This is a genomic window from Paenibacillus sp. A3M_27_13 (assembly GCF_024213315.1).
Classification (GTDB): Bacteria; Bacillota; Bacilli; order Paenibacillales; family Paenibacillaceae; genus Paenibacillus; species Paenibacillus polymyxa_B.
Map to the genome: position 1 here is coordinate 1,181,181 of NZ_JANAVE010000002.1, position 23,206 is coordinate 1,204,386.

18 protein-coding genes, 1 pseudogene and 1 CRISPR repeat array are annotated in these 23,206 nt (G+C 45.2%); of the genes and pseudogenes, 17 read left to right on the forward strand and 2 right to left on the reverse strand.

All coding sequences use genetic code 11. The features are described from left to right. Window positions 1-12 precede the first annotated feature (12 nt). From essC to NLX82_RS12055, 11 genes are all read left to right on the forward strand, one after another. A complete protein-coding gene (essC, locus tag NLX82_RS12005) occupies window positions 13-4,008 on the forward strand; it encodes a type VII secretion protein EssC (protein WP_254348139.1) in 3,996 nt (1,331 codons plus the stop codon). A gap of 16 nt (window positions 4,009-4,024) precedes the next feature. Beyond that, a complete protein-coding gene (locus NLX82_RS12010; RefSeq protein WP_071558843.1) occupies window positions 4,025-4,867 on the forward strand; it encodes a hypothetical protein in 843 nt (280 codons plus the stop codon). Window positions 4,868-4,872: 5 nt separating this feature from the next. Beyond that, entirely contained in the window at window positions 4,873-5,409 is a 537-nt protein-coding gene (locus NLX82_RS12015) for a WXG100 family type VII secretion target (RefSeq protein WP_023988266.1), read from the forward strand. A gap of 248 nt (window positions 5,410-5,657) precedes the next feature. Continuing rightward, window positions 5,658-5,933: a WXG100 family type VII secretion target gene (locus NLX82_RS12020; protein WP_013309990.1), complete on the forward strand. Its 276-nt coding sequence runs from the start codon at window positions 5,658-5,660 to the stop codon at window positions 5,931-5,933. A gap of 200 nt (window positions 5,934-6,133) precedes the next feature. Then, a complete protein-coding gene (locus NLX82_RS12025) occupies window positions 6,134-8,179 on the forward strand; it encodes a serine/threonine-protein kinase (RefSeq protein WP_071558842.1) in 2,046 nt (681 codons plus the stop codon). 84 nt (window positions 8,180-8,263) lie between these two features. Further along, on the forward strand, window positions 8,264-9,016 hold the full coding sequence (locus NLX82_RS12030) for a vWA domain-containing protein (protein WP_013309992.1): 753 nt from the start codon (window positions 8,264-8,266) through the stop codon (window positions 9,014-9,016). Between the two features lie 12 nt (window positions 9,017-9,028). After that, on the forward strand, window positions 9,029-9,865 hold the full coding sequence (locus tag NLX82_RS12035) for a hypothetical protein (RefSeq protein WP_028542687.1): 837 nt from the start codon (window positions 9,029-9,031) through the stop codon (window positions 9,863-9,865). A 265-nt stretch (window positions 9,866-10,130) separates the two neighbouring features. Further along, the gene (locus NLX82_RS12040; RefSeq protein ID WP_023988269.1) at window positions 10,131-10,940 is read left to right on the forward strand and encodes an SDR family oxidoreductase; all 810 of its coding nucleotides are present in this window, start codon (window positions 10,131-10,133) and stop codon (window positions 10,938-10,940) included. Window positions 10,941-11,652: 712 nt separating this feature from the next. Then, entirely contained in the window at window positions 11,653-13,137 is a 1,485-nt protein-coding gene (locus NLX82_RS12045) for an aminotransferase-like domain-containing protein (RefSeq protein ID WP_254348142.1), read from the forward strand. A gap of 108 nt (window positions 13,138-13,245) precedes the next feature. Further along, the gene (locus NLX82_RS12050; RefSeq protein WP_254348143.1) at window positions 13,246-14,175 is read left to right on the forward strand and encodes a D-alanine--D-alanine ligase; all 930 of its coding nucleotides are present in this window, start codon (window positions 13,246-13,248) and stop codon (window positions 14,173-14,175) included. Between the two features lies 1 nt (window position 14,176). Next, window positions 14,177-15,361, forward strand: coding sequence for an aminotransferase class I/II-fold pyridoxal phosphate-dependent enzyme (locus NLX82_RS12055; protein WP_254348145.1), 1,185 nt, complete (start codon window positions 14,177-14,179; stop codon window positions 15,359-15,361). Window positions 15,362-16,344: 983 nt separating this feature from the next. Here the strand turns inward: NLX82_RS12055 and NLX82_RS12060 are convergent. Together NLX82_RS12060 and NLX82_RS12065 are read right to left on the reverse strand one after the other, a co-directional pair. Beyond that, window positions 16,345-17,172, reverse strand: a complete 828-nt coding sequence (locus NLX82_RS12060; RefSeq protein WP_254348217.1) for a copper amine oxidase N-terminal domain-containing protein — start codon at window positions 17,170-17,172, stop codon at window positions 16,345-16,347. A 59-nt stretch (window positions 17,173-17,231) separates the two neighbouring features. Next, complete coding sequence (locus NLX82_RS12065; RefSeq protein ID WP_367995882.1) at window positions 17,232-17,942, reverse strand: YrpD family protein; 711 nt, start codon at window positions 17,940-17,942, stop codon at window positions 17,232-17,234. An 826-nt stretch (window positions 17,943-18,768) separates the two neighbouring features. Here NLX82_RS12065 and cas1 point away from each other — a divergent pair. The 6 genes and pseudogenes from cas1 to NLX82_RS12090 all read left to right on the forward strand — a co-directional run. After that, a pseudogene (cas1, locus tag NLX82_RS12070) lies at window positions 18,769-19,102 on the forward strand (CRISPR-associated endonuclease Cas1); the annotation flags it as partial. Window positions 19,103-19,227: 125 nt separating this feature from the next. Continuing rightward, window positions 19,228-19,353 (forward strand): CRISPR-associated endonuclease Cas2, encoded by a 126-nt coding sequence (locus NLX82_RS27740; protein ID WP_367995879.1) that lies wholly within the window; start codon window positions 19,228-19,230, stop codon window positions 19,351-19,353. Window positions 19,354-19,578: 225 nt separating this feature from the next. After that, window positions 19,579-19,956: a CRISPR direct-repeat array (repeat unit 33 nt; unit sequence GTCGCACTCTGTATGGAGTGCGTGGATTGAAAT). A gap of 490 nt (window positions 19,957-20,446) precedes the next feature. Beyond that, on the forward strand, window positions 20,447-21,844 hold the full coding sequence (locus NLX82_RS12075) for a helix-turn-helix domain-containing protein (RefSeq protein WP_075154088.1): 1,398 nt from the start codon (window positions 20,447-20,449) through the stop codon (window positions 21,842-21,844). A 366-nt stretch (window positions 21,845-22,210) separates the two neighbouring features. After that, window positions 22,211-22,378 carry an aspartyl-phosphate phosphatase Spo0E family protein gene (locus NLX82_RS12080; protein WP_071558834.1) on the forward strand — a complete coding sequence of 56 codons (168 nt, stop codon included), beginning with the start codon at window positions 22,211-22,213 and terminating at the stop codon, window positions 22,376-22,378. A 109-nt stretch (window positions 22,379-22,487) separates the two neighbouring features. Next, complete coding sequence (locus NLX82_RS12085; RefSeq protein WP_075155049.1) at window positions 22,488-22,682, forward strand: Rha family transcriptional regulator; 195 nt, start codon at window positions 22,488-22,490, stop codon at window positions 22,680-22,682. A 114-nt stretch (window positions 22,683-22,796) separates the two neighbouring features. Beyond that, complete coding sequence (locus NLX82_RS12090) at window positions 22,797-23,171, forward strand: DnaJ family domain-containing protein (protein ID WP_075154089.1); 375 nt, start codon at window positions 22,797-22,799, stop codon at window positions 23,169-23,171. Window positions 23,172-23,206: the final 35 nt, after the last annotated feature.

Here is a 23,206-nt window from a genome sequence, read left to right on the forward strand (position 1 = left end):
GGGACTTTTGTCTTGAATGCATTATACCAGCGATCCCCGAGATTAAGGCCGGCGCTCCGAGAGGAGAAGCTGGAGATTTTACGGCCTCCGGCTGAGCCGAGCAAGCCGTCTTTTTCTATTATATCTATACTTATTCCGTTAATGATGACGTTGGTGACTATAGGCTTTTACGTATATATGAGCAAAACAGGCAAGATGGGTAACAGTAACTATTTGATGTTCCAGATGGTCACTGTGGTCATGATGCTTACATCTTATACGATTCCTTTTTTCGTCTATTTAAATAATAAGAAGGAATACAAGCGCAATCTGGAGGAACGGGACCGGATGTACCGGGAACAGCTTCAAAAGCATCGTGAAGAACTTGAAATGAAACGCGAGGAGCAAATTCGCACACTATATGAAATTCACGGTGACCCGCAAATATGCACTCAAATCGTCAAAAACCGCAATAGTTCACTCTGGGAACGATCACCGGAGGATGAGGACTTTTTGCAGGTGCGTATTGGGACTGGACAAGTTCCCTTTCATATTAAATTGCAAATTCCACGTCCAGATGGTTATGACCGAGATCCTTTGTTGGGAGCTGCGGATGAGCTGGAAGAGGAATTTCGTCTGGTAGACGCTGCTTCCATTGCATTACCGCTGTTTCAATCCAAAGTGGTTGGATTGGTCGGCGACCGGGAGCATACCCTTGCTGCGTTAAGAGTCATTTTGGCACAGGTGACGGTTCGTCACTCGCCAGATGAAGTGAAAATTGCTTCCTTCTATGACGAGCGAGAGGAAAGTGAATGGACTTGGATGCGCTGGCTCCCACATGTGTGGGATGATGACCGCATCCAGAGAATGATGTCAGACCGCAGTAGCAGTGCACATCAATTAGCTGATTTTCTGTTTGCCAGACTGAACCGTCGTAAAAATAATCGCAATGATCGCCAGGACAAAGGAATGGAAGTCCCGTGTTATATCGTTGTTTTATCTGACACCCAGCTGATTGAGGAAGAACCGTTGCTGCCGTTGTTACTGGAGGACGGTCGAGCCATTGATGCGTGTACGATTGTGCTAGCTTCTCGTAAAGAGGCTTTGCCGATGCAGTGTCAGCTGATTGTGGAGGCTTCCAAAGAGCAGGGCGTATATGCCCGCAAATCAGAATCGGCGGAGGTTGAACAGCAAAGTTTTAAACCGGATCGTTTGTCAAAAGAGGAAGCCGATGCATTGGCGAGGTACATGGCTCCTATTCGCTTGAAGCGTTCCTCTGCTTCTGACATTCCCGCTGTGCTACCTCTGTTTGATATGATGAGCGTAGCGAGTGTGGAAGAACTGGACGTGGCAGATCGGTGGCGACGTAACCGCCATCCCGATACCTTACCTGTGCCGATGGGCGTGCGAGCAGGCGGTAAGAGGATTATGATTAACCTGCATGATAAGATAGAGCGTCAAGGACATGGTCCCCATGGCTTGATCGCCGGTACAACGGGTTCAGGGAAGAGTGAGGTTATCCAGTCCATCGTAGCCTCGCTTGCTGCCGAGTTTCATCCACATGATCTTGCTTTTATGCTGATCGATTACAAGGGTGGAGGCATGTCCAACACGTTCGTTAACTTGCCGCATGTTGTGGGTACGATCACGAACTTGGACAATAATTTGATTGAACGTGCCAAAATATCTCTTAAAGCAGAACTGGTTCGTCGACAGAAGATATTGAACGATGCAGGCAATTTACAGCATATTGATGAATATTACAGACTACTCCGGCAGCGGCAGGAACAACCGCTGCCTCATCTGGTTATTATTATTGATGAATTTGCACAATTAAAGCGAGATCAGCCAGAGTTTATGGACGAGTTAATCAGTATTGCCGCGATTGGGCGGACACTAGGTGTCCATTTGATTTTGGCGACGCAAAAGCCCGCAGGTGTCGTAGATGATAAGATCTGGAGTAACTCCAGGTTCCGCATCTGCTTACGGGTGCAAAGCGAAGGTGATAGCCGTGACATGTTGAAAATACCGAATGCCGCGTGGATTACGAAGCCGGGACGAGGATATTTCCAGGTCGGTAGCGACGAGGTGTTTGAAGAGATGCAGTTTGCTTGGAGCGGTGCGCCGTATATAGGCAACAGCGATATTTCTTCTGCACTACCTGTACATGAAGTGAGACTGAACGGGAAACGTGAAGCGCTACTGACGGGCGGCGAACGGGCAAGCTCAGGCTTAAAAGGAGAAGAAGCCCCTAAACAGCTTCAAGTATTTATTGATTATATTGCGAATGAGGCTGCTAAGGCAGGGATCGAACGACTTCAGGGACCGTGGCTTCCGCCGTTGCCTGAATTGCTGGATTTAACAAATCTGCCGGCATGCACCGAAATAGATAGTACATCATCACCTTTGGAGTTGAAGGCCCTTATTGGTCTGGTGGATGATTTGCCGAATCAGCGGCAGGAGCCAATTTATGCATCGCTGGATCATGGTCATTGGGCTGTGTATGGCATGCCGGGCATGGGAAAGACGACCTTTTTGCATACATTGCTGATGTCCACGGCTCAGCGTTTTGCAGCGAATCATTGGAACGGTTATATCATTGATATGGGTCGAACGATGCGCGACTTTGGGGAACTTCCCCAAATCGGGGCTGTTATGATGGCTGAGGAGGATGACCGGATCAAGCGACTGTTCCGTTATCTGTTCAAGATGGTGGCCGTACGCAAGGAAATGCTTTCCGAGGCTGGTGTCAAAACAATAAGCTCTTATCGACGTTCTGCTGTTGAGGATATTCCGCAAATTGTCGTAGTTATTGATGGATATCTTAATTTCCGTAATGCTTATCCAGATGAAAATGAACTGCTGGAATCTCTTTTGCGAGAAGGAGGCAGTCTAGGTATTACGTTTATCATTACAGCGAATCGGATTACCGATGTGTTTGAGAAATTCCGCAGTAACATACCGAATGCTGTTTCTTTTGAAATGTCCGACCCGAGTGACTATTACTATGCGGTAGGACGACCAGCCAAAACGCCAGGACCGTTAATTCCAGGCCGCGCTCTGGTTAAAGGGCATGTTCCTCCGCTGGAGTTCCAGACGGCATTGCCTTCACCAGGAGAAGATGAGGCGGAGCGATCAGCACGGTTACGCCGCAATATTGCTGGCATTGTGCACGAATGGAAAGGCAAGCACGCACCAGCCATCCTCCCATTACCTGAGCGGATTCCACTGTCGGAACTGCTTCAGCAGTGGGATCGAACAAGTGGACCATCGGGTGCACTTCCTTATGAAGTACCTGTAGGTCTACAGAGTGACGATCTTGAGCCTTTTCTCCTGAATCTGAAAGAAGGGCCCAATTTTATAGTGGGTAGTCCAATGGAGGGTGGAAAAACCTCTTTTCTAATGAGCTGGATTATATCGCTTGCTTATTACACATCACCCGATCAATTGGAAGTCTATACGATCGATACACGCTATGGAGGCGGAGGACTATCTAGATTACGGCATCTTCCTCATGTTAAGGCTGCTGCCGAAAGCGAGGAAGAAATGGGACCTCTGGTACAGAAAGTGTATGATATCGTTCAACAGCGGAACAAGGAGGGGAATGATCCCGAATTGCTCCTGGTCATTGATGATGCGGATATGTTAAGTAAGCAACTGAACGATTTTATGATAAAGGATCAGCTCTCTGCCATTGTACGGTTGGGACGTGATCGCAATGTGCATGTCGTGCTCTCGGGTGTGCCATCTGATTTCCCTACCTTTGGTGTGGACTGGTTTAATGATGTCAAGGCAAGCCAAAGCGGTATGCTATTTGGAACACTAGATTCGAATGATCTATCGTTCTTTCGTATCCCTTATTCGGAGGCGAACGCCGCTGCTGGTGGCCTAAAAGTCCTGCCACCTGGGCAGGGATACTACGTACGGCGCAAATTTACCAGGATAAAAGCGGCAATTCCCTTCTCAGAGCAAGTGAGCTGTGAGGATTGGATAACGAAAATTCGTGACCGATGGCATGTTGTAGTTTGAAGGGAGGTGGCTCATAATGTTAACGTTTCAAGCTTCCAAGCAGAAGTTAATAACCCTCAAGGCGAAGGAACTGTTTTTTCTGGCAGGCGTACTGGGTTCTGACAGACTGCTTGGGGTGGAAGATCCGTTTAAGGGCTATCTAGCAGAGGAGTTGGCGGAAGAGTGGGAGCAGGTAAAAGCTACTCTTTTGGAAAAGGGGTATCTAAAGCAGGTAGATAAGGGCAAAGAGCTAGCAATGCCTCCTACCGTTTTTTCAAGAGTCGCTATCGCGGGATTATCCAACAGGGCTTGCCGTATACGCTATGTGCGGGGAGGTAAGCGGTTTGAAGGCTATCTCCATTGCACGAACGAGCGTGTAGTGGAACTCGTGAAATCCGCTGATGAACCCGATGAGTATCGACTGTACGATCTGGGAAATGTGGAAAAGGCTTGCGAGACATTGATTGATAAAATGGGTTGGGTAGATCGACTTGTGCCTGAATCCCCCGCACTTATGTTCTCCAAGCAGGCATTTAATAAAATTTACGAGCAATCGGCAGGAGAAAGTGTGTCTCTGATCAGCAGTAAACTGACCGAGGCTAGCGGAGATGCAGAGGGGGCTGCAAGACTGGCTCAGTCTTTGAGTTCTCGTGTAGCCGAAGGAGAACTGCAATTGCTGGTATGGAACGGCAGAGAGTGGGAATCACAACGGGCAGCCTTTGTCCTGTGTCCTGCAATGAACTGGATATTTCGGATGAGCTCAAGTGGTAACGGAGACTGGCTGATTGCAGCTATGGCTTCAAGGGATCAGTTTGTGGATTTATTATTAAATTGGTTGAAACAGTCGGCAGTGAATGAAGAAGTGACAGAAGAAGGGTGATGGATATGCGCATTCGAGTTGAACCGGATGTGCTTCGGGGGCTTAGCGGGCAGCTACAGCATGCAGCGGAGCAAATTCAACAGTTAACAGCAGGTTTGGAGCAGGCGTTACAATCGCTGGATTGGGATGTATCTGCACGCGAGGCGATCTTGAATCATTGGATGCAGGCCAAGCGGATGTCAGAACAGATTCATGCTTACCTCCATACATCAGGTACACAACTGAACCGAAAGGCAGAGCAGTTTCAGTCTGTTGATCACAACTATCAAACGATTCTGTCATTTGCCAGCCAACCATTGGGACGACCCGTCACAATGCTCGATTGGTCGAATCAGCAATCACCGTCTATTCTGCCTGGGCAAGCTTCGGAAACAGGCAGTCTGATTTCAAACCCGCAGTCTGTCGTACATGCCATTGCTGGTGTACAGTCTTCGGATGTAGAAACGTTGCATCAGGATATTCTGATGCAGGCGTCTTCTAGCAGTCCGCAGGATTGGTATTTTACTGATCCGTCTACAACAAGAGATCAGCCTGTCGCTTAGTTGGGATCGCGTTCCGGGACAATCTGGACCGACTGCAAAATTTACTTGATTCGTTTCGCAGTTCCCGACTTTATGGGACTTATTAGGTGGTTGTTTTGTTAATATTATACTGTTAGGTGCTGTTTTATAGTTAAAAAGTGGGATTGTTACAATTAGGTCCTTTGCCTTTTGTAGGGAATTAAATAGCCATAGTACAATTTGAACTAGATAAAACAAAAACATTTTTATCATCAAGGAGGACGCAAAAAATGGCAGGACGCATTTTAATTACCCCAGAACAGGTTGATCAGGTGGCTAACCAATTTAAACAAAGTGGTGAGCAAAGCCAACAGATCGTTTCCAGTTTGACACAGTCCATCTCAGGTATGGAAGGTCAATGGGAAGGTATGACTAAACAACGCTTCTTCCAAGAGTTTCAGGAAGCTAGCAAACAAATGCAAGCTTTCGTAACGACTTTGAACAGCATCAGCCAAGAATTGACAGCTATCGCTAACAAATTCCGTACGGTTGACCAAACGAAATAAGTTGCCTTGCCTGATAGGCATTAACTTGTCATATACCACTCTATAAGAAGCAATATGTGAGCCATTCCTCACGGTTTGGCACAGGATGTTCAGGAAAAACCGGGCGATCTTCGGATACCCGGTTTTCTTGCCATCCATAGATGTATATAATAAGGTGAGGAAAACTAGCATACTGAATGATGTAAGGAGAGGGATGTTTCATGTCTTTTCAACCGAATCCGGGAGACGAATTGATCATAAACGGCACAGCTTATGTGGTTGGACGACATCCCGCTGCACCCGGTTTAGCCTATGCCCAAGCAGGGCGGCAGGGAATTGTATACCAACTGAATGCCAAAAACGGAGCACCGCATGAGGCAAAAGCCCTTAAAGTGTTTTTTCCGAAGTTCCGCATCCCGGCTATGGTTTATCAATCTGAGCATATGGAAGCATACGGGGATATTCCCGGTTTGCAGGTATGCAAGCGTGATGTGCTCACTCCAGAAAGAAACGGAAGTCTGATCGCCGAGCAGCCTGATTTGCTGTATGCGGTGCTGATGCCATGGGTTCACGGTATGACATGGTTCGATTGTCTCACAGATCAGCGTCAGCTTGAGGCTTCCGATAGTCTGGCTTTAGCCAGAGCATTGGCAGGGATCGGTTCAGCTATGGAGCAAAAAGGATTGGCGCACTGTGATTTATCGGCGCCAAATGTGATGCTTCCGTTTTTTTCTGAAGTGGAACTGCCTCAAGGCACGTCAGCTGTGGAATTGGTGGACGTGGAACAAATGTATAGTACTAAAATGGATCGTCCAGACGCTCTATTGGCAGGTTCGCCAGGGTATGCCGCACATCGTACCGTCCACAGCGGTTTATGGAGTGCGTATGCAGACCGTTTTGCAGGGGCAATTATTATAGGAGAAATGCTAGGCTGGTCTGACCGTGTTGTAGTCGACAAAGCGTGGGGCGAGAGTTATTTTGATCAGCATGAAATGCAGACGCCTTGCGAACGTTATTTTATTTTACGAAAATCACTTGAATCCCGTTGGGGCAGCAAGGTGGTAGAATTGTTCAGCCGCGCCTGGGATAGTCAGGATTTAAGCAGTTGCCCTACTTTTGGCGAATGGCTGGTTGTACTTAATGCGGTTACTGAGCAGGAAATTCCAGTTGAGGCTATAGAACCGGAGCCTGTTGCGACAGAAACAATAGAATCGGCAGCGGTGGGCGGTCTTGCCAGTGAAGCTGCACCCTCTTTGTCAGCGCCTGCACCGCTCAAGGCTGAACAGGCTGCATTGCTAAATCAGGCTGCCCTGGAGCAGGGAGAGCGTGGGGTAACGGACAAGCTGTTCCGACAGGCACGTGATTTGGAGCAGCAAAACAAACCTGCTGCAGCGCTGGAAGTATACCGGTCGTTGTATCATTTTGTAGAAGATGGCAGTCCTCTGCATGTGGAGGTGTCGGCTGCGATCACAGGGCTAGAGGAGCAGTTGAATCCCAAGACGCCGGAGCAACCTGAAAAATCAAAAGCCTGGTATCGCTCCAAAGCGTTTATCGTGACAACTGCGGCCGCAGTCGTTCTGTTGGCAGCTGGAATCCCAGCCGTGAATATTCTTGCAGATCAGTCCAATCAGCGTCAAATCGAGGCGGCCAAGCAGGAAGAGGCAGCGAAGGCTGCAAAGGCGGCCGAGGAAAAGCTGGCAGCCGAGCAGGAAGCCGCTCAAAAATTGCTGACGGAGAAACAACGCCAGGAAGCGGAACAGCAGGCCAAACAGCAGGTACTTGCCGCTCAAAAGCAACAGGAAGAGCAGAAGAGACAGCAAGCCCTTATCGATCAACAGGTTAAATATGAAGCTTATCTCGCCCAAAAGGAACAAAATAAGCAGGCGGCTGCCAAGTTGGCGAAGCAAAAAGCGTATGATCAACAGGCAAAGTATGAAAAATACTTGGCTTTGAAAAAGGAGCAGGAAACCCGTGCCGCCCAGGAAGAGGCAGCTCGTAAGGCAGCAGCCGAGGCGGAACAAAAGCAAAAAGAGTCTATGCATGCACGAAACAAGGAGAACGTTCTTCAGCTTATTTCCCTGTACAACAAGGCATATGCCTCTCAGGAAGGTGGAAGCGCTGCGAAGGCAAAGAGCTTTGCGAAGCGTTTTAGAACACTATATGATAGTAATCCTTCTTATTATCGTTCGGTAGGCGAAGTGGGATATCGGGCTTCCTCGATCTATAATTTTTTAGGCGATACGAATTTTAGACTGCCTAAAATTTAATATTTCATATGTTTATATATGGGCGGAATGATAGCTACAAAACAGATGAAGATAGAAGGTAACTGAGGGGAGCATGTACAAACCATGAATTATACAATACAGGCTTCACAACGCACTCCCGCCCTGATCATTTACCTGATTGACATCAGCGCGTCGATGAACATGCTGATGGAGGGGCGGCGGCGTATTGACGTTGTATATGAAGCTATATCGTTGGCGATCCGGCAGATGGTTTTCCGATCAACCAAAGGAAATCGGCTGACAGCACGCTATCGGATTGCGATTTTAGCTTATAGTGACGACGTGTATGACCTGCTGAATGGTGTCAAGGGAATTGATGAAATCGCGGCCATTGGTTCGTTGCCCGATTTGACACCCAAACGATTTTCAGATTCAGCAAAAGCCTTCCTGCAAGCTGAGCGTATTTTGCAGGCAGAATTACCAGGGATGCAGGACTGTCCTGCACCTTTGGTCTGTCATATGACAGATGGGGTTTCCACTGGCGATGATCCGGAACCGATTGCGAAGCGCATTATGAGCATGAGTGTACCGGACGGTAATGTACTGGTGGAAAATATATTTTTATCCGACAGGTTGCTGGAAACGCCTATTCAGGACCCCCGTCGATGGAAAGGTCTGACACATAATACGCCGTTGCAGGATGAACATGCTGTGAAATTGCGTGATATGTCTTCTGTGCTGCCTGAAAGCTATCGGGAAATGCTATTTGAGGCGGATTATCAGTTAGGTGAAGGAGCCATTATGATGCTGCCCGGAACCTGTGCGGAACTGGTGTCCATTGGGTTCCAAATGTCGGCTGCAACGCCTGTACGGTAAGGAGGTAAAAGCATGAATCCACTGCTGTCCCTGCTCCCCGCGAGCAAAAAAAAGGGAATGAATGCAAGGCTGACTCAGCAATTTGCTTACATAAGCTCTCAGACAGGCGATCAGCCTTTATCATCTCATCACAGTCGTTTTATGTGTCGTTATGGCTATGGAAGATCTGCCGAATCTGCCAGTATGGGGGAAAGCGGACAGGATTTCGCCGCAGTACGTATTCATAAATCCGTCTGTTGTTTTGTCTTGTGTGATGGTGTCGGGCTCAGTTACCGAGGAGATTTTGCAGCCCGCTATCTGGGTTCCTCTTTACTGGATTGGATGGAACGGGGACAAGATCTGTCTGTTGATCAGTTAAGAGTGTACCTTGAACGTTTGGCAGGTACAGCGGCAGAGGAACTGGATCGGCAGCCTTTGGATCATGAATCAGGCTTAATGCGGTCGGTATTGGAAGATAAACGTCGTCAGGGAAGCCAGTCCATGTATATTTGCGGTAAAATCGAACTGCCGAAGCGTGGTAGCCGTGGCCGTCTCCGACTTGCCTGGCAAGGGGATTCACGTTTGCGACTATGGAACGGTGCCGAGGAAATTAGCGAGCTGTTCGATCATACCTTTTCTACATCGGAGCGCTGGTCTACAAGTCGTGGGCCGATTGGTGGGAAGCCTCATTGGTACGAAAGAAGCATACCCGCAGATATGCCTATGAGATTACAGGTGTATACGGACGGTTTATCCGATTTGGACCCCATTCGCGAGCCTGTCCCTGATGAGCAGATACAGGTATTATTGGACGCATCCCATACCGGGGGACTTGATGATGATGCTGCATTTATTGAGCTTCAGTGGTAAATGAATAAGCAAAAGGACGTATGCATCCATATCCATGGTTGTATAACGTCCTTTTTTTGATGAATACATAGAAAAATACGATTCGTTAAGATATTTATAGAATGTAACGAGGAGGAGAAGGAAAGACGCGCTAATGCGCGTAATATTCGTCCTTTTCTTAAATACCGCAAAGGAATAGCAAAAAATGCGCAAAAATGGTGATTATAAAGTATATCCTTTTGGGTAATCTTGTGATTATACAGATTACTGAAAGGGAGCGATACATATGAGCTACACATATGCAGGAGGCGCGCGCTTTGAAGGCAAAACCGCTCTAATCACGGGGGCTGGTTCTGGGATTGGAAAGGCAACGGCCATTCAAATGGCCAGAGAAGGAGCGAATGTCGCTCTTTTTGACGTAAGTAATGAGCGCATTTTGGAGACGGAAAGAGAAATTAATGCCATACGTGAAGGATCAGCTCGGGCATTTGACGTGGACATTGCTGATCCGGTGCGTGTGGAAAAAGCAGTTCTGGAAGCGGTTGAATTATTTGGCGGTCTGCATATCATTTTTGCTAATGCCGGGATTAACGGGGTCGTCGGACCGATCGAGGATCTGAGCATTGAGGATTGGCGGCAAACATTGTCCACGAATCTGGATGGTACCTTCCTGACGGTGAAGTATACAATACCACATTTGAAAAAGAACGGTGGCGGCAGCATTATTATTACCAGCTCCATTAATGGAAATCAGCGCTTTACCAGCTTTGGGATGTCAGCCTACAGTACATCGAAGGCGGGTCAAACCGGTTTTGCTAAAATGGCTGCGCTGGAGCTGGCTAAGTTCCGTATTCGTGTCAATGTCATCTATCCTGGGGCCATTTCGACCAATATTGATGAAACCACGGAGAAATCGGAAGGGTTAAAGCAAATTACCATCCCCGTCAAGTTTCCCGAAGGAGGGCAACCGTTGGCAGATGGACCGGGTCAACCCGAGCAGGTAGCTGATTTGGTAACATTTTTGGCCTCAGATCATTCGCGTCACATTACTGGTGCACAAATTGTAATTGATGGGGCAGAGTCGTTATTGTTTTAGAAAATAGAGCATGCTCTGGGACGGAGAAATGTTTTGTGGTATCCTGAGTGTATTGTCTTGGTTACGGTGCGAATGTGAAGCTCACATAAAAACCCCGGGTCCTTCGCACCTCGAAATTTGTCGAAATGGATTCGGATTAGCTTTCTTCGTTAGAAGTCAATAGTCGATTCAAGCTTTTTTAGCATCGTTTTTTTCGAAAATGCATGGAATTGATATCATTAGGGTATGAATTCCTTCATTTTCGCTGTCGCACTCCATATGAGTGCGTGGATTGAAATCGACCATTCAGTGGTAGTCGCTCATGTATCCGGTCGGGTCGCGCTCTATATGAGTGCGTGGATTGAAATATGATGAATGGAGGACGTCCTCAAGAAAGAAATAGGCGCACTCCATGTGACAATTGACGATGCGGCAGGATTCACGGTCAGTCGTTACGGCATATGGTTTTGTTTGACTGGTATGCTTTGCATAGTTCTCAGGGCTTCAGCCGCAGAAGGAAGAAAATAAAATCGAAGTGAAACGATCTTTGTGATATGTACAATGCTCGCAATGGGCGCGATGAGAGGCAATGATGCGGGGGAATGAGGCAAGAATATGAGGGCGTACAGGGGATAAAATGCGGAAGAACCACCGAAGGATGAAAAATCCAGTGCGGTGGTTCTTTTTTTTCACTCGTCTTGTATGCCATCATTATAGGGGGAGGCGATGAAGAATGTTCCAGGATTTCAAGCTCGTAAGTGACCGCCCGGTCTCGATACAAGTAAAAGAATACGTCAATCGTTTAATTATAAAAGGGGCGCTTCAGGCGGATCAGAAGCTGCCTTCCACACGAGAAATGAGCGTTCTGCTTAAGGTGAGCCGCAATACAGTCATTGCAGCCTATGAAGGCTTGGAGGATGACGGATTTACGTATGCGATTCCCGGAAAGGGGAGTTATGTGGCCGCCATGGTGGGCCAGTCGGCCGTAGATAACGGAGGATCTGACGGTTCTGCCACCTGGGAGGTCGACTGGAAGGCAAGAATGAACGAGTATGCTGTATCGGCTGTTGATCTGGATATGATGAAGCAGGGCATTCGTGCCCAAAAGGGAACTATCTCGTTCACAAGCATCGCTCCGGATGAGCAGCTGTTTGATCTGGGGGATGTAAGGCGAGCTTTTATGGATCGGATGGCAATCGAAGGGCAGGTGCTGCTCAACTACGGCTATGCCAAGGGCTACAAGCCGCTGATTGATTACCTGATGCATTATATGGAGAACAAAGGCGTCGATATAATTGGCAAGGATATGCTGATTACAGGCGGGTTTACAGAAGGCTTTGACATTGTGCTGTCGGCTTTACGCCCTTCTGCACGCCGTGGAGCGGCAATTTGTGAAAATCCGACCCATCACACAGCGATCAAAAATTTGAAGTTGCAAGGATTTGAGATTACCGGCATTCCGATGAAGTGTGACGGTATTGATGTAGAGCGGCTAGAGGAGGTATTACAGACCAATAGCTTCGATTTGGCCTATTTGACTCCTTCCTATCATAATCCGACAGGCATCGTCATGTCGCCAGCAAAGCGTAGCGCTGTTATGAAATTAATGATGCGCTATCAGATTCCGGTGATCGAGGATGGATTCAATGAGGAGCTACGCTACTCGGGAGCGCATGTTGCGCCCTTAATAGCGACAGCAGGCCAAGGGAACGGAGTAATCTATATTGGCAGCTTTTCCAAGGTGCTGTTCCCTGGCTTGCGTGTAGGCTGGGTGCTTGGAGACCGAGCACTGATTGACACTCTGGAAAGCATTAAGCGTGCGCGCACCATTCATACCTCAACAATCGATCAATCGATTTTATACCAATATATGCTTAACGGAAATTTCGATAAACATGTAAAAAAAGCACGTACAGAGTATAAGCGCAAATATGAGCTGACAAAGGCATGCTGTGAAGCACATCTTCCTGAGGCGCATGTGTCAGGTGACGGGGGCTTGCATTTGTTCCTTACCTTCCCGACAGGCGTAAATACACGCCAGCTGCTAGAAGCTTGCACAGAACAGGGCGTCATTTTCACACCGGGAGACAAGTTTTTTATTCAAGAAGGCGAAGGGACGAATACATTGCGGCTTGGGTTTTCACGAGTAACAGATGAAAATATCGAACGGGGTATTCAAATAATCGGTCAACAGACGCGTAACTTTCTTAAGGCATAAGGATTAAGAAAAGAGCTATAGAGACGGAATATTGTTCTGAAGAAGCACTAGCGATCGGATGAACATCCGTAGCCACATAAAGATTTTGAAGAAAAATGAGGTGTCATGATGAAAATTGGCGTTATTATGGGCGGTATTTCCTCTGAGCGTGAGATTTCTCTGCAGACAGGTCAAGAGATGATCAATCATTTGGATCGCAGCCGTTATGAAGTGGTTCCAATGGTGATCGAGCAGCGAGCGGATTTAATCGCGCAGGTCCAGCAGACAGGCATTGATATCGCGCTGTTGGCACTGCATGGTCAGTATGGCGAGGACGGCACGGTGCAGGGAGCGCTGGAGACGCTGGGCATTCCCTACACAGGCAGCGGTGTCCTGGCAAGCAGCTTATGCATGAATAAGCAGTTGTCCAAGATGCTGTTGAAGGCAGCGGGTGTGCATACGCCTTCAGGCCTTTACTGGCAGGGGATGGACGATTATGATCCGCAGGTGGTGGAGCGTTTGGGCTACCCGGTTATTGTGAAGCCGAATACGGGGGGATCCAGCATCGGCATCCAGCTTGTACAAAATGAGAAGGAACTGCTGTCGGCTGTTCAGGGGGCTTGCAGCTTGGATCAAGCGATCTTGATTGAGTCCTATTATGAAGGGACGGAGATTACCTGCTCCATCGTAGATGGCGAGGTATTACCAATTATTAGCATTAGCTCCGCTCGTTCGAAGTGGTTCGACTACAAAGCAAAATATGAGGTCGGCGGTGCTGAGGAGAAGGTGGTCGAGCTTCCCACCGTTATTGAACAGCGTGTGCGCGAGGCGGCACTGGCCAGCTACCGGCTGCTGCAATGTAAGGTCTATGCAAGGGTCGATATGATTTTGTGTCAGGATAGACCTTACGTGCTGGAAGTGAACACATTACCGGGAATGACCGCCAACAGCCTGCTTCCGAAGAGTGCGGCAGCTGCGGGTATAACCTTTACACAGCTACTGGACCATATTATTGCCAGCTCGCTCCATGAGCGGAAACAGGAATGGGGGATGGCGTAATATGTTTAGTGAAAAGGGGACAGGGCGGTTTGTATCCTCGCGTGTACGGGATATTCGGCCATCGGGAATTCGCGCTTTTTTTGATCTGAATGCAGCAGGCGGAGGTACAATCGCCCTTGGGGTCGGAGAGCCTGATTTCGTTACACCGGAAAAGGTACGTGAAGCTTGCATTCAGGCATTGCGTGAAGGACAGACGAAATATACTTCGAATGCCGGCTTGATGGAGCTGCGGGAGGAGATCTCGGCTTATTTTTCCAGCAGCTTCGCGCTTTCCTATGACCCTGAGCAGGAAATGATTGTGACGGTGGGGAGCAGTGAAGCCGTCGACCTGGCGCTGCGAGCAGTGATCGATCCGGGTGACGAGGTGCTGATTCCAGCACCAAGCTATATTGCCTATGAACCCATTACCCATCTGCATGGCGGTAAAATTGTAGAGGTGGCGGCTACGGCAGAGGAGCAATTCAAGCTGACCCCGCAAGCGCTGCAAGCGGCAATTACACCTCATTCAAAGGTTTTAATGATCAATTATCCCTGTAATCCGACTGGAACAGTTATGACGGAGCAGGATTGGCTGCCGATGACAGAGCTCATTATCAAACATAATCTGGTCGTCATTTCGGATGAAGTGTATGCCGAACTGACTTACGGGAGAAAGCATGTCAGTATCGCCTCTTTGCCGGGCATGAAGGAGCGTACGATTGTCATCAGTGGTTTTTCCAAAGCATTTGCGATGACAGGCTGGCGGGTAGGCTATGCGTGCGGTCCGCATGAGCTGATTGCCGGCATGCTGAAAATCCACCAGTACACAGCCATGTGTGCGCCCACCATTGCACAGATTGCCGCGCTGGAATCATTGCGCCATGGCTTGGCTGCCAAGGATGAGATGATGGCGAGCTACAATGAACGTCGCAAGCTGTTTGTGGCCGGCTTGAATGCAATCGGGCTTGCTTGTCATGAGCCTGAGGGGGCTTTCTATGCCTTCCCTTCAATTACTTCTACTGGCATGTCATCTGAGCAGTTTGCACTTCGTATGCTGAAGGAAGCGAAGGTGGCGGTCGTACCGGGACATGTATTCGGAACAGGCGGAGAGGGCTTTATTCGCTGCTCATATGCAGCCTCGCTCGTCGATTTGGAGAAGGCGCTGGAACGGATGGGAAGGATTATGCAGGTAATGCAGCCGGTATGATGAACAGGGTTAATAACTCAACTTTTGCCGAACGTTTTCATAAAATATTTTACAAATACCTTTATGATTTTTGAAAACATAAAGGTATTTTTCTGATCAATGTAGTGGATATTTCCGGATGTATTTACCCAAAGCCAGAACGTTCAGCTTTGGTGTTAACTGGTGGGACCCTGCTTTTAAATGAGCTATCGATGAATTAAATATATTCGAATGTGCGCTTACTCCTTCACAGGTGGCAGAACTGGCAGAGGTGAAATAAGTCCAGGCAGGTATTTGTTGCTAAGCCAAAAAGCGAGTCTGTCCAGGTGCGAATGTGAAGCTCACATGAATTCTCCGAGAGATTCGCACCTCAGATTTTGTCGAATTATATCGAATGTGAACAAGTTTTAAACGATAGCAAGAGGATGAGGTAATATTAGATGCGTTTTTGCCAAAATAACGCTAGAATGTTACTTAAATAGGGGGCATTTAACCCATTTTCGCTGTCGCACTCTATATGAGTGCGTGGATTGAAATTGACTGGTGTTCCAGTAGAAGCTTAATACTTAGGGGTCGCACTCTATATGAGTGCGTGGATTGCGAATTTGTTGGCTGCTAAAAGGTTTGGTTTAGAACAGTCGTGGTTCAGTACAGTCAGCATTTTCATTTTACAAACGAAGATTTGCACGAGGAGGATTATATGAATAAAAATGATGATCGTCATGATAACACCCCAGAATAAAGAAGGCAGTCGAAAATATAGACGTACTCTTGATAAACTTTCTAATACATAAATAATCAGTCAAGTAAAAACACCGTTGGGAACGGAGAAAGCAATCACTATTTATCAAGTTTGTCCCTAATTGACAATGGAGTAGGTTGGGTTATTTTTATGAACGTAAGGAATTTGAAATTCACAAATCTAATATTTAATAGTAAAGCTGATCCTTTCTAGAATCAGCTTTACTGTTTACCCATTCCACTCTACAAGTAAAAGTACTTTTTTACTTGTGAGTCTTTAGCGTTCTGCCCTTAAAGAGAATATACGACAGTTCATGTTTGATAATTTTATTATTCTCTATTGTTTTCACATAATCTATGTCATCTTCGCGAGTTACAATTTCATCCTTATCTATACTGGGTCTTTTACGATTTCTATTTTCCCCGGCCGTGCTATTGTCAGAAAAAATAAAAGTGGTATTTAAATCTTCAATGCCCTCACTAATCTTTTTCCCTGTCATATTCTTAGCTGTAATGGCCAGATGAATTTTTTCTCCCATGGTCAATTTGTACGATAACAACTGGAATGCATTTTCATTATCCACTTGTTCTCTAAAATGATCCAAATCTTCTACATTCTCCATCATAGGTGTCTTCATTAATTCTTTCTCAGAGAGGGAATACAGTTTATTTTGCTTATCCCATTCCTGGTGTATATCTAAGTACTTAGTAAGTATCCCTAAAGGCACAAACATCGCATTTTTATAAAGTACAGGCACGGTATCCATCACGGACGTGTTCGAGTCGGTAACAATCTCAGTGGAGTTCATTTTAAACTCAACCTTGTGTGTTCCAAACTTAATTGTAGCCGTATTAGAAGTCGGGTTAAACGTAGTCTGTCCTCCCAACAAATCATTAATGGATCTCAAAGGCACCATATAGCGATTGTTCTGATCAATATAAGGTGCTTTGGGGGCTGTGAACAAGACATAGTAATTGTTAATCTTCAAAAATGGAGTGTTTGGAGCTATACTCTGAGCTGACATTTTTCCTGTATTGGGTTGAGAAAAGCAAAAAAACAATGCACCTATAAGCATAATTCTGAACAACATCTTTCCCACAAAATTTCCTCCTTAAAAGAGAGGGGTGAAGCAGCCCCTCTCTTAAAAATTCAGTCTAAAAATATACTGTCTGTTTCCTCTCCTCCATGTACGTAATCCACTTCAACTTTACTCCGTGGCATAGAACAATAATCATAGGTTTGACTGTTACGCCAAGGGATATTATCTTCTGAATTTGAACCGATATAGGATGTGGCCCAACGAACTCTTCTAATGTAAGATCCGTCATTATAGTCTTGTCGATCTTGTATCTGCCCTATACTTGTCGTTCTTTTGATAAGGTTACCGTTGCCAGTAGCAGTCCAATCTGGGGCCGGCTCGACATAGCTCCTACTTATCTTTTCACCGTCTGCATAACCTGTTACAGTCAAGGCAATGTTACCGTCAGAAGGAACATAAAATTTCATTTGTACTTCCTGATCGGGTTCAAAACGTGGCTTAAAAGTATACGGGTTCTTCACACCTTCAATAAGCATAAAAGGAGCCCAGTCATTATATTTTGTACTATGCTGCAATCCAACATCAACCGCCATATTGGTGTTACTCCAACCACCCATATAGATAAATCCTGTGCTTCCACTATAACCACTATTATTATCACGTATCTCTCTAGCACTTGGTAAATGAACTCGTGTACTAGCCCATGCAAACCCTATATGTGACCATACCGAACGATACGGCCCGTTTCTCAGGTCTCGACATTCAGGGAAGCTCGCGGAGTTAGTGCTAAAATCCATTGGTGTTAATGAGTGATTTCCCATACACGCTGGTTTAGGCTGTAACACGGGTAAAGTATATAGCTGCCCCGTTGAATCTTTATACCTATTATTTTTATACGTAGTATCAGTTACGGATGTGAGGGATGAATTCGAATTCTTATACGTAACCTGACTCACTGGTTCCAGTGAGATAACTTCCTGCCTTAAACTTTCCTTGTTTACCAGCACTTTGCCCGTTTCATCTATGTATGTAACGTTTTCTCTGTCTTCGGGGTCCAGCTAGTTGATGATATCGCTCAAAAAAGCATTGTCTGATTTAGTCATCGATGGATTGGTTAACTGTTCATTTTGGAGTGATTCTGCACCTACTGAACAAGTTAGCGATAACGAAAGCATGCCTACAACCACACACGTACACAAACTCTTAACCTTCAAAATCCATTCATCTCCCTCAAATTTTTGTTGTTACAATTACATAAAAAATCACTATCCTCCTTTTTTTGGTATTTTTAGCACGAATCTATTATGTACAAAACGATACATTAAATCAAGATCATATAATTTACCATATTTCCAATAAACATGGTTAAATATTTAAAATGGAAACCAATCAAAAGCAAGCATGAGGTAGATTCTGACCGTTGCTGACTTATAACTCTCAAAACTCTATTTCTTAACTTTAACCTCTAAGTAAGTAGAAGTAATGGACCTAGACGCGGACGTATGATGTACATTCAATTTCGTATGATGATGATATAAACAGGGAGTATTGAGGTATTTATATGAAAACTGGATTATATTATCATCCAGGCAGAATTAAATCTGACCAATGTCCTGTCATCATGAACGCATCGCATCACAGAGAAGTGAGGAGCTGGAGATTTTACGCTGTTTTGAGGGGAGGGAGGCGGATCAGTACAATTCCGTTTGGGATGAACTGATTTTGCAGCAAAAAAATGATTTTTACTTCCATGGACGCCATAAGTGCCCGCCGTTAGATCATGTGAATGCTTTGTTATCTTTTGCCTATACACTGCCGCCCAACGATATGAAATCAGCACTGGAAGTCGTCGGCTTGGATGCTAATGTAGGTTTTCTGCATAGAGATCATCCGGGATGAACCTCCTTGACACTGGATATGATGAAAGAGTTTCGAGGCGTATGCCGACTGTTTTGTCCTGTTTTTGATTAACAAGAAAATGACTAGATAAAGGATTTTACAAAAAAAAAATAGAAAATGGGCTGTCATGATGAAACGATAATACAAGGAAAATCGTAATGAAGGCATGGTACAATGAAACAGGATAGGATTATGTATCATATTTGAATGTATTTTGATTTGACCCAATTTCGACGTTTAAAGTATGAACTAGAAGAATTAATAGATAAAAGAGAAGATAGCCTGCATTTCTACAATTTGGGTGATAGCTATAAAAAGAAGAAGAGCATATAGGGGCTAAAGAAGCTTCCGATATGGAAAGCTCACTGATTTTGTACGGTGCGAATGTGAAGCTCACATAAAAACCCCTGGTCCTTCGCACCTCGAAATTTGTCGAAAAGCATTAAGGATGCTATCTATGAGAAAAAGTCAATAGTCGATACAAGCCTTTTTGGCATCATTTTTTGCGACAATGTGTGGAATTGATATCATTAGGGTATGAATTACTACATTTTCGCTGTCGCACTCTGTATGGAGTGCGTGGATTGAAATACCAAATAATATGTTTTGTACATATGCCAGCCAAGTCGCACTCTGTATGGAGTGCGTGGATTGAAATTCTCGTTGTTGGGGTAGGCCACATCTTTACCTGAGTCGCACTCTGTATGGAGTGCGTGGATTGAAATAAGTGGGAACCTGGTCATGATCGAAGGTGATGAAGTCGCACGTCGCACTCTGTATGGAGTGCGCGGATTGAAATTGCTGCGCCTTTTTAAGAGCACTTGTAGCAATCGTAGTCGCACTCTGTATAGAGTGCGTGGATTGAAATAGAAATCATCGAATCTAACCCAGTTCCACCTTTTGGTCGCACTCTGTATGGAGTGTGTGGATTGAAATTAAAACGCTATGCAGCGATTTTGTTGAGCTACGCAATAGGTATAGGGTTATTTTACGCTTTGGGATATCAGATGAGCGCTATGGGAATCTATGCAATTTTGACAGGAATTGTGATTGGAGAAATAATCAACTTCGCATTATCAAAGCGAGAGAAATGATCTATGTATCCCTTGATTGCATCAACATCAGGGGATTTTTCATGTAATTAAAAGGTCCAACAGAGTTTTTGCATGGGACCTCTATATCATTTACTGGTGAGAATGCACATGGGGAAATGAATCCGTCATGTCAACATTGTGAAACCTTTTACTTGGGACCATTCAATGATTTCAGGATGTCGCTTGTCCAATATGTCTCAATATGTGTGAGTTATGCTGAATTTTCGTTATAAACATTAGTTGCATAATATATTGACAGATGGTTAATTATGGAGAAGAATAGAGGGTGATTTTTAAAATAATGGAATTTTTATGTGAAGGGTGGTTATGACTTGAAGCATACACCTACGATTTCAGCGGAGTTTGAGGATTATCTAAAACAAAATGATATGACGTTGAGTCAATTTGCCGAATATTCAGGGGTTCATCAAAGAACGCTTAGTAATTGGATTACTCAGCATCGTCCTGTTTCCGTACAGCAGCTAGACCGAATCACTGTGGCTATGGATTTGCCAGAAGGCTATTTTTACGATCTATACATAGAAAATTACATCATTGACCTTTCCCCGAATTTTAGGCGAATCGAGCCATTATTGTATCGTTGTGCGGAGCTGGACAAGCTGGATGCAATCCGTCGAATGGTTGGACATATCATGGATAATCCGCTGTATGCGACTAGGCTATTTGATGTTGCAGAAGCATTATTTGAACAGGGACGACATGCTGCTGCGCTGCCTCTCTATGAGAATGTCGCAGAAGTGGAGAAATATCAGTATTCTGAACGCTTGGCCACCTGCCAATATCGTATATTCTCGATTCAAGTTGGAGACGACCAAAGCCGTAATCTCAAGGCAGCAACGCTATTTGAATCCTTCGTGGAACGTCTAGATGAAATAGACCAACTTGATGCGCTAAAAGATTTGGCGAATGTGTTTCGTTCTTTACGCTTATGGGACAGGCTTGATGTGACCGCTCGAAAAATGAGAGTTAGAGCGGAAATTCAATATACATTAGAGCATCAGCAGAAAAAACGAAAGCCTGCGGAACTTGAAAAGAGGCTGAGCCGTCCATTGTTTGTGTACATCACCTATTCTGATTTACTGTGTGCCAGTGTATATGAGGCCAAAGGCGATTATGAGCAGGCATTACAATATACATACGCCTACACTAATTTAGATTGGGTCAAAGAGACTGACGAGGATACTCTGCATTGGATTAAACAGTTTCAAGATTGGGCAGAAGGTAATATCTACACCTATAAGCTATTATCTGGAGATATAAGTGTACTAAACAATTATGTTGAATATATTGCTGCTTCGCCAGATGCTTCTGAAAAAGAAATGGTTACAAAGCTGTTGAATATTATGATGGCGGCTAACCGATTTCAAGTTGATGTGGATGAAATACTTAAGCAGTTCGAAACGGAGATAGATTCGATCACCCAACAGCAACCATCTGCTGATATGTACACTCATCAAGTGGTTCCAGAACAATCAATCCGTTTTAAATATGAACTGGCTAAATACTACTTAAATAAAGGTAATTACTCATATGGATTTAAATACTTACTAGACGTTTTATCTAAATCATTAGTCATTAACAAAGAAGCCTTCTTCATTAGCTGTATAAGATTATTTGAGCAGTTCAAACAATTTGCAGACTTTAGGATGTGTACGAAGTATGAAAGTTTAGTTAGAGAAGGGCGAAAAGAAAGATTATTTTATTATTAATAGTTATTAATCATTTCTCAGTGTTGATTCCAAGTTGAATAAAATAAAATATATATGGAAAACGAAGAAGGTAGAATGTTGCTGTGCAAGTAAAGCGGTCGCTTTTGCCACGAATTTTAACCCTCCTCTGACTTTTTTAAGGAAATACGGGGGCGGTGACGATGGGAAGCAACATCCGACTGCGTAGTGAAACAATAGTTGAATTTTAAGTTCAGCTTGTAGGAGTCTGTTGCATTTTTTTAAATAAACATAAAACTCCAAAAAGTGCCTCTGGAATGCTGCAGAAGCACTTTTTTTGTCGAGCAAATTTTCAAAAAATCCAAAAGTTTACGTTTTGTATTAGGATACGACACAGAAGGGGGAATCATGCTGATGAATCCAGGTGTGACTTTACTTCGTGTCGAACGGGCCAGAAAAAGACTGTACCAAGTCCAGAAGAAATACGGATTTTTAACGCATCCCAAAGTGATTGAACAATCCATGAAACTGGATGAACTATTGAATCAATACCAAATATACAAAATGAAATCTTAACAAATGAGTTCATGACATGTTGCTAAAGGAAGAGCGTGAAATCCAATCTCCAAACCCCAATCATAATCCTAAATCCTAAATCCCATACTATGAAGAGGTGGTAACGTTGTTGAAAAAACGCAATGCAGTAACCCCTTTTGGCTGGAAAATCAAAGAAAAGCTAGTCGAGAGGCAAATGGATCAGAGAACATTTTGTGATACCTATCATATTCCTGCTAGCCGCTTGTCTAATCTCATTCATGGAACACGTAAGGCCAAAAAATATAGAGTACAAGTATGTCAACTGCTTGGGATCGAAGAATAACCTCCTCTCTCCTTTATGGAAACAGGGCATCCTAATGATATGTAAGCTACAGTGGCAAAGGACTCCAGGTTTCTTTAATATAGATTGTACATAGGAAGCTTAAAACAAGGAGTGATGGGGATGTTCTCCAGAATGGCAGAGCAGAAGATTGCTGAGGCGATGGCCAAAGGTGAGTTTGATCATTTACCGGGAGAGGGCAAGCCACTGGTGATCGAGGATTTGTCACATGTTCCAGAGGAGCTGCGGATGTCGTACAAGCTGTTGAAGAATGCAGGCATTTTACCGGAAGAGCTTCAGTTACAAAAGGAATGTGTCCAGCTACGTGATTTGCTTCACGCTTGTCATGAGGCAGGAGAGCAACAACGGATCAGTCGCAGGCTGACTGAAAAATCACTACGTCTCCGTATGCTGCTGGAGGAAAGAGGGCTAAATACGTCGTCTGTATTTTATGAATATGAGTCCGCTATGCGTAAGCGACTGAAGGAATAGAAGCGAGCGGAGCAAAGGGCGGAATGCCCTTGCCC